The organism is Arthrobacter sp., assembly GCF_031988865.1.
Classification (GTDB): Bacteria; Actinomycetota; Actinomycetes; order Actinomycetales; family Micrococcaceae; genus Arthrobacter_B.
The window spans coordinates 1-10,688 of sequence record NZ_DALZXY010000102.1 but is presented as its reverse complement, the minus strand read 5'-3'; the positions used below and the strand labels follow the sequence as shown (position 1 = coordinate 10,688).

At 66.5% G+C, this 10,688-nt stretch carries 7 protein-coding genes, 1 tRNA gene and 1 pseudogene; 5 read left to right on the top strand and 4 right to left on the bottom strand.

All coding sequences use genetic code 11. The features are described 5' to 3' along the window. The 3 genes and pseudogenes from RTN46_RS14825 to RTN46_RS14815 all read left to right on the top strand — a co-directional run. Positions 1-532 (top strand): annotated as a pseudogene (locus RTN46_RS14825) (nitrilotriacetate monooxygenase); the annotation flags it as partial. Positions 533-544: 12 nt separating this feature from the next. Continuing rightward, positions 545-1,951, top strand: coding sequence for an NtaA/DmoA family FMN-dependent monooxygenase (locus tag RTN46_RS14820; protein ID WP_312182509.1), 1,407 nt, complete (start codon positions 545-547; stop codon positions 1,949-1,951). A gap of 52 nt (positions 1,952-2,003) precedes the next feature. Further along, a complete protein-coding gene (locus RTN46_RS14815; protein ID WP_312182508.1) occupies positions 2,004-3,011 on the top strand; it encodes an ABC transporter substrate-binding protein in 1,008 nt (335 codons plus the stop codon). A 9-nt stretch (positions 3,012-3,020) separates the two neighbouring features. Here the strand turns inward: RTN46_RS14815 and RTN46_RS14810 are convergent, their stop codons facing one another. From RTN46_RS14810 to RTN46_RS14795, 4 genes are all read right to left on the bottom strand, one after another. Continuing rightward, positions 3,021-4,568, bottom strand: a complete 1,548-nt coding sequence (locus RTN46_RS14810) for a GMC family oxidoreductase N-terminal domain-containing protein (RefSeq protein WP_312182507.1) — start codon at positions 4,566-4,568, stop codon at positions 3,021-3,023. A gap of 70 nt (positions 4,569-4,638) precedes the next feature. Next, complete coding sequence (locus RTN46_RS14805) at positions 4,639-6,060, bottom strand: aldehyde dehydrogenase family protein (protein ID WP_312182505.1); 1,422 nt, start codon at positions 6,058-6,060, stop codon at positions 4,639-4,641. 26 nt (positions 6,061-6,086) lie between these two features. Then, positions 6,087-7,616 carry an APC family permease gene (locus RTN46_RS14800; RefSeq protein ID WP_396157851.1) on the bottom strand — a complete coding sequence of 510 codons (1,530 nt, stop codon included), beginning with the start codon at positions 7,614-7,616 and terminating at the stop codon, positions 6,087-6,089. Between the two features lie 169 nt (positions 7,617-7,785). Then, positions 7,786-8,814, bottom strand: coding sequence for a helix-turn-helix domain-containing protein (locus RTN46_RS14795; RefSeq protein ID WP_312182504.1), 1,029 nt, complete (start codon positions 8,812-8,814; stop codon positions 7,786-7,788). A 164-nt stretch (positions 8,815-8,978) separates the two neighbouring features. Between RTN46_RS14795 and RTN46_RS14790 the strand changes: the two genes are divergently transcribed. Continuing rightward, positions 8,979-9,055, top strand: a tRNA-Met gene (locus RTN46_RS14790). Between the two features lie 299 nt (positions 9,056-9,354). Continuing rightward, positions 9,355-10,688 (top strand): APC family permease (locus RTN46_RS14785; protein WP_312182502.1); only part of this gene is annotated, 1,334 nt, incomplete at its 3' end.

The following is a 10,688-nucleotide window of genomic DNA, read 5'->3' as shown; positions in this document are numbered from 1 at the left end:
GAAGGGGCCAGCCATCATTCCCCGGCCGCCGCAGGGGCAGCTTCCGGTGCTGGCGCCGGCCGGGTTACTGGCTTCCGGCACCGAACAGGGCGCTGACGCCGTACTGGTGTCCGCTCCGACGCCCGATCTATTACTTCGGGAAGCTGCCGGACATCCCGCTGCGGGGAGCGTCATTGCCGAACTGGAGGTGGTGCTGGATTCCCGCGGCCGGAGCGCCGCGGACCGGATCACCGAACTGGACGGCTGGGAACCCGGCTCAGTCACCGCCCCGCGGCGGGCCAGGCTGGCAGGGTCCGCCGCGGAGCTGACCGACTATCTGACACAGCTGCTGGCCGTGGCCAACGGGGTGCGGCTGTTCCCCGCGGTGCTGGACACGGAGCTGGAAGAGCTGGCCCAGCTGGTGCTGCCCCGCCTGCGGGCCGCGGGACTGCTAGCGCCGACGGCGCCGGAGCGCACCTTCCGGGACGTACTGGGCCTGGCCCAGCCGGCCAACCGTTTCGCTGCCGCCGGCAGCGGGACCGCCAGAGACTAAAGGAGCATCAGCATGGCAAAAACCACCGGCACCCCGGTACCCCGCCCAGCAGGCACACATCAGCTGCAATTCGGCGTGTTCTTCCAGGGCGTGAACTCCGGGACCATCTGGAAGCTTCCGGAATCCGGTTCCCAGACCGATTTCCAGTCCTTCCGGCGGCTGGCCCAGACCGCCGAACGGGGCCTCTTCGCTGCCTTCTTCCTCGGTGAGGGGCTGCGGCTGCGCGAGCATCTGGGCCGTCCGCACGAACTTGACGTCGCCGGCCGCCCCGACGGGCAGACCCTGCTGGCAGCGTTGGCCTCGGTCACCAGCCACATCGGACTGGTGGCAACCCAGAACACCACCTACAACGACCCTGCTGACCTGGCGCACCGGCTGGCCTCCCTTGACCTGCTCTCCAGCGGTCGGGCCGCATGGAACGTGGTGACTACCGACAATGCCTGGACCGGTGAGAACTTCCGCCGCGGCGGCTACCTGGACCATGCGGACCGCTACCTTCATGCAGAAGCTTTCGTGCAGACGGCCAAGGCCATCTGGGACTCCTGGGCGCCGGACGCCGTCGCCCCGGGCGCCGGCGCCGAACGGTGGCTGGCGGACGGGGCGGTGCGCCACGTGCACCATGAAGGCAAGCACTACACCGTGGACTACACCCCGCGGCTGCCGCGCAGCCCCCAGCATCACCCGGTGCTGTTCCAGGCAGGGGACTCCCCTGCCGGGCGGGATTTCGCCGCCCGTCAGGCCGACGTGGTCTTCTCCGCTCATCCGCGGTTCGACGCCGCGGTGGCGTTCCGTGCCGACATTACCGAGCGCACCCTCCGCGCGGGCCGCCCCGGCATTGCCGTGAAGATCATGCCCGCCAGCGAATTCATCCTGGCCGCCACGAACGCGGAGGCAGTCGAGAAGAAAGCCTGGGTCCGTGAACTCCAGATCGGTCCACAGCAGGCAATCGCCTACCTTGAACAGTTTTGGGGACGGCGGCTGGACGCCTGGGATCCGGACGGTCCGCTGCCTGACATCCCACCGGCGGCCGCGGAGACTTCGGAAACCCGCGGCAGCGGATTCCACGGCGCCAAGGCGGTGGAGCTGACCGCCCAGTGGCGGCAGGAAGCGGCGGACAAGGGTCAGAGCATTCTGGCGTTCGTCCGCGCCAAGGCCGGACGGATGGATGGCACCTTCGTGGGCTCGTACTCAGAGGTGGCCGACAGGCTCGCCGAATACGCCCGCGTGGGTGCGGTGGATGGCTTCAACATTTCTCCCTGGCTTATCCCCACCGGCCTGGACGACGTCGTTAATCATCTGGTTCCCGAACTCCAGGAACGTGGGGTCTACCCCACGCAGTACCGGGGCAGCACACTGCGGGAGAACCTGGGGCTCGCTGTCCCGGAGCACTCGGTCGCCGTTGAGCCCGCCGTCCGCTGACCAATTCCGCGCACATCCATCCCCTCACCAACCACCCTTGTAAGGACTCCTCATGACCAACCCCGCCACTCCGCCTTTCCGCCGCTCCCGGCGGACTGCGCTGTTGGGTGCCGCCCTGCTCGGCCCGGCCCTGCTGAGCCTGGCCGGCTGCGCCGACCCCGGCACGGCTGGGTCTGCCGGGCAGGTACGGGCAGACACAGCCACACCCAGCCCGGCTTCCGCCTTCAACCTCTCGCCGGAACAGAACCGGTTCACCTCCAGCGTCTCCGCCGATGCCCAGGCTTTGGTGCCCGGGGAAATCAGTGCCGATGGCAGGCTCACCGTTGCCGTTAACCCTTTCTCCGCCCCGCTGTCGGTGTACGCCACCGACAACAAGACCCCGATCGGCAACGAGGTGGACATCGCCTACGCACTCGCCGATTCGCTGGGCCTGAAGGCGGACGTGGTCCCGGTGGCCTGGGCCGACTGGCCGCTGGGTGTGGACTCCGGCAAATACGAGGCCGTGATCAGCAACGTCACTGTCACCGAGGAACGCAAGCAGAAATTCGACTTTGCCAGCTACCGCAGCGACCTGCTCGGCTTCTATGCCAAGGCCGATTCCCCGGTCAACGAGATCAAGGAGGCCAGGGATGTCGCCGGGCTGCGGGTAATTGTTGGCTCCGGAACCAATCAGGAAAAGATCCTGCTGGAATGGGATGCGGAGAACAAAAGGGACGGCCTGGAGCCCGTCGAGTTCCAGTACTACGACGACGATTCGGCGTCCTCGCTGGCGTTGCAGTCCGGCCGGGCGGACGTGACCTTTGGCCCCAATGCCACCGGCGCATATAAGGCAAAGGCCGACGGCGAAACCAAGCTGGTGGGCACGGTGGACGGCGGCTGGCCGGCTAAGGCCAACATCGCCGTGACCACCAAGAAGGACAATGGCTTCGCCGTTGCCGCTCAGGCCGGGCTAAACCACCTGATCGATAACGGCACCTACGCCAACATCCTGGACCGCTGGGGGCTTTCCACCGAGGCCATAGCGGAGTCCGAATTGAACCCGCTTGGACTGGGGTCCTAGGGTCAGCAGCTACCCGGTAATCATCCCCGCGGCCCGCTCCGCGATCATCACCGTGGGCGCATTGGTGTTGCCGGTGGTGACCATCGGCATCACCGAGGCATCGGCGATCCGGATCCCCGACAGCCCGCGCACCCGCAGGGTAGCCGGGTCCACCACCGCCAGCTCATCGGTGCCCATCCGGCAGGTCCCCACCTGGTGGTGATAGGTCACCACGGAATCGCGGACATACTTGGCCAGGTCCTCGTCGCTGTCGGACACGGCCGGGCCGGGATGCAGTTCCTTCGGCTCCCACCCGGCCAGAGCCTCCGACCGGCCGATTTCCCGGCACTGCCGCACGCTGGCGACCAGGGCATCGACGTCGGCCTGCTCGCTCAGCGCGCCCAGGTCGATCCGCAGCGGGTCCTCCGGCGACGGACCGGTCAGGGTGATTTCCCCGCGGCTGGCCGGACGGACCAGGCCGCCGAGCATCGAGAAGCCGTTCGCCGGGCCGGTCATCTCCCCCATGCCGTAGTCCTGCGAGTACATCGGCACGGAGAAGAAGATGGGCTGGGTATCCGGTACCGGCAGCTCCGGGCGGCTCTTGGCGAACAGATGCACTTCCGCGGGGGCTACCTCGCCGTCCGGCACCGGACGCGCGCCGGTGGAGAAGATGACGGGTGCCAGCAAATGGTCCTGGAGGTTTTTGCCCACGCCCGGCAGGTCGCAGACCGGTTCGACGCCGGCTGCCTCCAGTTCCGCGGCCGGGCCGATGCCCGAGCGCAGCAGCAGTTCGGCCGAGTTGATGGCTCCGGCGCACAGGATGGTCTCCCCGGCCCGGACACTGCGCAGGTCGCCGTCGTACTCGAATTCCACGCCGGCCACGGTGCCGTCTTCGATAAGCAGGCGGCGCACGTGGGCGCCGGTGAGCAGGGTCAGGTTCGGGTGGTCCATCACCGGCTTGAGGTAGGCGTGCCAGGTGTTAAACCGCTTGCCGTCCCGGACATTGACCTGCATCCGGGAAACACCCTCGACGCTGCCCGAGTTGTAGTCCGGGTTCAGCGGCAAACCGACTTCCTGGGCGCCGGCCAGCATGTCTTCCTGGACCGGGTTGCGCGGAAAGTCCTGCACGACGTCGAGCAGACCGCCGGTGCCACGCGTGTCGGAGGCGCCGCCGTCGTAGTTCTCGATGTCCTTGAACACCGGGAGCACCTCGTCCCAGGACCAGCCCGCACAGCCGGCCTCGGCCCAGGAATCGTAGTCCCAGCGGTCACCGCGCACCCAGATGGAGGCGTTGAGGGCGTGCGAGCCGCCCATCACCTTGCCGCGGGGCAGGTGCATGCGGCGTCCGGAGGCGCCGGCCTGTTCGGTGGTGTAGTAGTTCCAGTCCTGTGGACTGTGCCAGAGCGCGCCAAGGGTGTTGAGGTGCACGATGTCCGGGTTGGTGTCCTGGTCCCCGGCTTCGAGGACCACAACGCGTTTTCCTGCGTCAAGGAGCCGGCGGGCTACAACATTGCCGGCGGATCCGGCTCCGATAACGAGGTAGGGGGTTTCAGCAGGCAGCGGGGTTTCGGTGGCCATGGAGGTTCGCCTTTCACGGTGGCAGGTGGACTCCGTCCGGGCCGGTTCCGGCCCGGACGGAAGATCGGTTTTAGTAGCTGATGACCTGCGGGGCGCCGAGGTGCTTGAGGCCTTCGACGCCGAACTCGAGGCCGTAGCCGGACTGCTTGGCACCGCCGAACGGAACCCTCGGATCAATTGCACCGTGCTTGTTGATCCAGACCGTGCCGGCCTCGATCCGGGCGGCCACAGCCCGGGCGGCGTCCTTATCCGAGGACCACACCGACGCGCCAAGGCCCACATCCAGGCCGTTGGCCATCCCCACTGCCTCGTCCACGGTGGAGTACTTGATGATCGGCAGAGCGGGGCCGAACTGTTCCTGCGCCACCAGCGGGTTATCGTTCCCGATGTCCGCCACCACGGTTGCGGGGTAGAAGTAGCCGGGCTGGTCTTCCTGCGGGTTTCCGCCGGTCACGATGCGGGCACCGGCGTCCTTCGCGGCCTGCACCAGGTCCGCGACGATCTGGAACTGCGCCTTGTTCTGCAGCGGGCCCAGCACATTGGCCTCGTCCAGTCCCACACCCATCGGCATCGCAGCCGCGACACCGGCCAGCGCAGTAACGACGTCGTCGTAGATGTCCTCGTGCACGTAGAGCCGCTTCAGCGCGGCGCAGGTCTGCCCGGTGTTGATGAACGCACCCCAGAACAGGTCCTCGGCGATCGCGGCGGGATCGGCGTCGGGCAGCACAATACCGGCGTCATTGCCGCCGAGCTCCAGGGTCAGGCGCTTCACCGTATCCGCGGAGGAGCGGATGATCGCCTTGCCCGTGGCAGTGGAACCGGTGAACATCACCTTCGCGATCCCCGGATGCGCAGACAGCGCCTCGCCCACGTCCCGCCCGCCGGAGACCACGTGCAGCACGTCCGCCGGGAGTGCCTGGTTCAGGACGGCGGCCAGGGCCAGGACGGAGAGCGGGGTGTATTCGGAGGGTTTCATCACCACGGTGTTGCCCATCCGCAGGGATGGGGCGAGCTGCCAGACGCTGATCATCATGGGCCAGTTCCACGGGCCGATCGCGCCCACGACGCCGAGGGGACGGTAGTGCAGTTCGGCGCGGCCGCCGTCGTCGTCCACCAGCACCTCGGGCTCCAGTTCGAACGACGCCGTGGCGCGCAGCCAGGACGCGCAGGCTCCGACTTCGAAGCGCGCATTGGGGCCGTTCAGGGGTTTGCCCTGCTCACGGGAGAGCAGTTCGGCCAGGCCCTCGGCCGCGGCCTCGACGGCGTCGGCTGCCCGGTTGAGGTAGGCCGACCGCTCGGCATGGCTCAGGCCGGCCCAGGCAGGCTGAGCCTGGGCAGCAGCGGCGACCGCGGTTTCCAGGTCCGCGGTGGTGTGCACCGGGGCGGCGGCGACCACTTCGCCGGTGGCAGGGTCCAGGATGTCCCGGGATTCACCGGGGGCTTTGATGGCGGCCAGAAGATCCTGGAAGGTGGTGAGTTCGGTGGTCTGCATGCTTGCTCCTTTTGTAAAGGGTGGAATCAGTGGGTGTCAGGTCCGGTCCCGGCAGGACTGGCCTCAGTGTTCTCCGGTGCGGGGCTCTCCGGGACGGCGTCGGCTCCGCCTATTCGGGCGTAGACCTCCGGACGGCTGGCACGCAGCCAGAACGCCCAGCCGATCCCCACCAAGCCGGGAACTACGGCGATGGCTGGCAGCAGCCAACCGAGAATGCTGGCTTCCTCGAGTCCGATCAGGACCTCGAAGTTCGCCACGATCAGTCCGAAGAGCACGCTCAGCGCCACGCCCGCCGCGGCGGGGGCTACTGTCCGCGTCCAGGGTCCGTGGCCGTGCGGCCGGCGGCGGAAGTATCCGAGGACGGCGAAGGAGGTCAGGGCCATAAGAAGCACAAGGCCAAAGGCGCCGAGGTTGGTGAGCCAGGTAAACATGGTCAGCACCGGAAAGAGCGGTCCGTATTCGTGGCCGGACCCGGCGGCGGCGAAGACGCCGAGCAGGACAAGGGCCAGGGCGGACTGCGTCAGCGATCCGGCCACCGGAGCCTGGCTGCGCGGGCTGGTCCGGGACAGGCCGGCCGGCAGCACACCTTCACGGCCGAGGGCGAAGAAGTAGCGGGCCACCACGTTGTGGAAGGCCACCAGGGCAGCCAGCAGGCTGGTGATAAAGAGCAGGTTGGACAGGTCAACGAACCATCCCGGGGCATGCTCACCCAGGAACACAAAGATCAGGTCCGGGCCAAACTCGGCAGACCGGGCCACGACCTGGCTGTCCCCTTCCCCCACGGCCATGGCCCAGGCGGAGAAGGCATAGAAGCAGGCAATGATGATGATCGCGATGAACGTGGCCCGGCGTGCGGTGTTGCGCGGGTCCTTGACCTCTTCGTTGTAGATCGCCCCGGATTCGAAGCCCATAAAGGCGGCGATGCTGAAGGCCAGGGCGGCACCAACGCCGGCAGCGAAGAGGCTTCCGGGCTCGAGCGACTGGCCGCTGAGTCCCTCCGGGGCCACGTTCAGGGCGAGCGCGTCGTACACGATGACGATCAGGAATTCGAGTGCCACGAGGACGCCCAGCACCTTCGCCGAGAGGTCCACCTTGTTGATGCCCAGGAGGGCGACCACAGCCCAGCCTGCCCCCGCGCACAGCCACCACGGCACGTCCGCACCGGTGGCGCCGGCCACGAAGGAGGACAGCGCAAAGCCGAACAGGCCGTAGATTCCGATCTGCATGGCGTTATAGGCAATCAGGGCGACGACGGCGGCGCCGACTCCCGCCGGCTTGCCCAGTCCGCGCGAAATGTAGGCGTAGAACGCACCGGCGTTGTGCACATGCTGGCTCATGGCGGAGTATCCCACCGAGAACAGCAGCAGGACCGCACCGAGGACAACAAAGGACAGCGGGATGCCCAGCAGCCCAGTGACGGCGTAGTTGCTGGTGACTCCGCCGGCGACGACGGTCAGCGGCGCGGACGCCGCGATAATCATAAAAACCAGGGCGGGAACGCCGAGCCGGCGGCTCCCCAGCGCTGCGCGCTGACTACTCTGCTGGGTCAGTGACACGTGAGCCTCCAAGGATTCGGGGCCGGGGTCCGTGGGACGGGCACGGGGCCGGACGGGTGCCTTTCCACTGTGTCCTGGAACACATCACGGCGGCTTGGCTTTGCGTGAGCAGTTATTGACGAACCGCGCAGGCTGGGCGGCAAGCCCTCCGGCTCACGCACTCTGCGAGTCAGCGGCGCAGACGGTAGGTGGAGGGCGACTGACCATAGGCGGCACGGAAGACCCGGCTGAAGTGCGCAGGATCGGGCAGGCCCCAGCGGGTGCCGATCGCGCTGACGGGGACCTCATTGCGGAGCGGATCGGCAAGGTCCCGCCGGGCTCCTTCGAGCCGCCGGCCACGGATCCAGGCCGCCACCGTCGTGCCGGAATCCTCGAAGAGTTTGTGCAGGCTGCGGGTGGACATGTAGTGCGCCGCAGCGATGTAGCCCGGCGAAAGATCCGGATTGGCGAGCTGGCCTTCGATGAAATGCTGGACCCTGCGGAGCGTCCGTTCATGGCCGCCGGACCCGGCTCCCGGACGCGCGTACGCTTCGTCGGCCAGCAGGGTGGAGAGCAGGTCCACGGTATTCAGTGCCAGCCGGTGGCCGATTGGTCCGTCCAGCTCAGGAAGCATGCCGGCGATCTGGGTCAGGAACGGCACGACGGCGCGGCCAAGCCGGTGCCCTCCACCCAGGCGCACCGCGGTCATCTCGGCCATGTCTTCCGGCGAGAGGCCCAGCAACTGCTTGGGGAACATCAGGACCAGGGTCGTGAAGTCGGCCTCAAAGCTGAGGGTGTAGGGCTGTCCGGTGTCATAGATCGCGAGGTCGCCGGCTTCCAGCACCGCTTCCCTTCCACCCTGGAGCAGGACGCCGCGGCCGGACATCTGCAGGCTGAGCTTGTAGAAGCCATCCCCGCCTCCGCTAATCAGCCCGGGGGTACGTTCGACGCGGTGCGCCATCGCGTCAACCTGGACGATCGCCAGCTCGCGCAGCCGCCGGCCGGTGAGCCTGCCGGCGAAGTGGCGGGTACCCGGATGCACCGGCGTGGCTTCGAGCGGCACAAAGGAATCGGAGACCAGCGTCTTCCATTCGGTGAAGCTGGCCGCTTCGGAGACATCCGGTGACGCCCCGGCGCTAGCGGCGCCAGCGGGCCTGAGCGGCGCTGCAGGCAGGGCCGAGTCCGGATCGGGCGGCGGTGCGGTTGCTGCCAGGCGCATGCTTCCCTTTCGTTAGGTGGGTCACATGTGCATGAATGTACGCCACCGTACCGGGAAAGTCATCATTTTTCTCCACTCGTCGGACAACCCCGGGACGTCTGCCATGTGACCGGAACCACGTGATTAGTGGCTCCGGCAGGCGTACTGTAGAGTTCTAAATACGACGCGGGGTGGAGCAGTTCGGTAGCTCGCTGGGCTCATAACCCAGAGGTCGCAAGTTCAAATCTTGCCCCCGCAACCAATATGAAATAGTCCTGAACCGGCATTAGCCCGTTCGGGACTATTTTTTTGCCCGGGCAGCGCATCCTTTCCGCTGATGTGGGCTCCCGCTATACCCACGGTTTCAAAAGCACCCCGAATGGGAACGTCACGAACGAAGAGATGTGACATCGGCATTAAGGGCCAGCATCCGGGATTGACTATTATCAGCGGAGAGCTGACGGCATTCTTGTTGCTCACCAGTAAGGCTGTTCAGCGGTGCAAGAGTGCGCTTCGGCTAGGCGAGTGCGTCCATTCACCCCGTAGGAAGTTAGGAACGTTTTGGAAACCACTCTGAACCGCCGGCTTGGGGTGCCCGGCATCGTCTTAATGGTGATCGCAGCGGCCGCTCCGATCACCGTAGTCGCGGCGAATTTCCCCATCATTATTACCGTTTCGGGGTCAATTGCGGTGCCCCTGATGGCGCTGACGGCAATGGTCATCCTGTTGTTGTTCTCGGTCGGATTCTCCTGGATGACGCCCCATGTGCCGGACGCGGGTGCCTTCTACTCCTATGTGGACCGCGGACTGGGACGGCGGGCAGGCCTTGGCACGGCCGGGATAGCACTGTTCGCCTATGTACTGCTGACGGTTTCCATGACCTGTTACCTCGGCGTGCAGGCGGGTAACCTGATCCAGCTCTGGACGGGAATGGAACTGCCCTGGTGGTTAATCTCTGCCGTGATGCTGGTCTTTGTCGGATTCCTCGGATACCGCGACATCAATCTTTCGGCGAAGGTCCTCGGCATTGTCCTGGTGCTGGAAGTCGTCGCCGTACTGGCTATTGACCTCGGCGTGCTTTTTTCCGGTCGGGAACTGACTTCCACTCCGTTTAGCCCGGTGGAAGCGATGTCGGGAGCTCCGGGGCTGGGCGTGTTGTTCGTCTTCCTGGGATTCTTCGGCTTCGAAGCGACTGCGGTATTCCGCAATGAAGCCCGCAATCCGGAACGCACAATTCCGCGCGCAACCTACATTGCCGTCCTCTCGATCGGAGCCCTGTACGCCCTTTCCTCCTGGCTGGTTATCAGCGGACTCGGCGAAGACAACGCGGTGACTGCCTCCAGCGAGAACCCCGACCAGGTGGTGATCGGCCTGGCCGGGCAGGTAGTGGCTCCCATCATGGCCGACGTTGTCCAGGTGCTGGTGGTCACGAGCATGTTCGCCTGCATGCTGGCGTTCCACAACATTGTGACCCGGTACCTGTTCACCCTCGGCCAGCGGGGCGTACTGCCCGGAAGCCTGGCCCAGGTGCACCGCAGGCACCATGCCCCGTCACGCGCATCACTGTGGGTAAGCGCAGTAACATCGGCCGTCGTCGTCGTATCGGCGCTGGCACAGCTGGATCCGGTCCAGCAGATCTACACCTGGTACTCGGGGGCGGGTGCAATCGGAGTCATCGTGATGATGGCCCTGACCAGCTTCGCCGTGGTGGCCTTCGGTTCGCGGACCCGCAAGTCACCCGGCCAGGCGCCGTCCGGACTGGTCACCGCAGCAGCAGTACTGGGAGGCGTCGGCCTGCTGCTGGTCCTGGCGCTCTCGATTTGGAACCTCCCGCTGCTCGTGGGCGGCAGTGTTGCGGCAATCGTCTGGGGAGCAGCCCTCGTCATCGTGTTTGC

Bases quoted from the DNA above. Each gene is read 5' to 3' on its own strand.
- RTN46_RS14820 (WP_312182509.1), top strand. From the start codon at position 545: ATGGCAAAAACCACCGGCACCCCGGTACCCCGCCCAGCAGGCACACAT.
- RTN46_RS14815 (WP_312182508.1), top strand. From the start codon at position 2,004: ATGACCAACCCCGCCACTCCGCCTTTCCGCCGCTCCCGGCGGACTGCG.
- RTN46_RS14805 (WP_312182505.1), bottom strand. From the start codon at position 6,060: ATGCAGACCACCGAACTCACCACCTTCCAGGATCTTCTGGCCGCCATC.
- RTN46_RS14795 (WP_312182504.1), bottom strand. From the start codon at position 8,814: ATGCGCCTGGCAGCAACCGCACCGCCGCCCGATCCGGACTCGGCCCTG.
- RTN46_RS14810 (WP_312182507.1), bottom strand. From the start codon at position 4,568: ATGGCCACCGAAACCCCGCTGCCTGCTGAAACCCCCTACCTCGTTATC.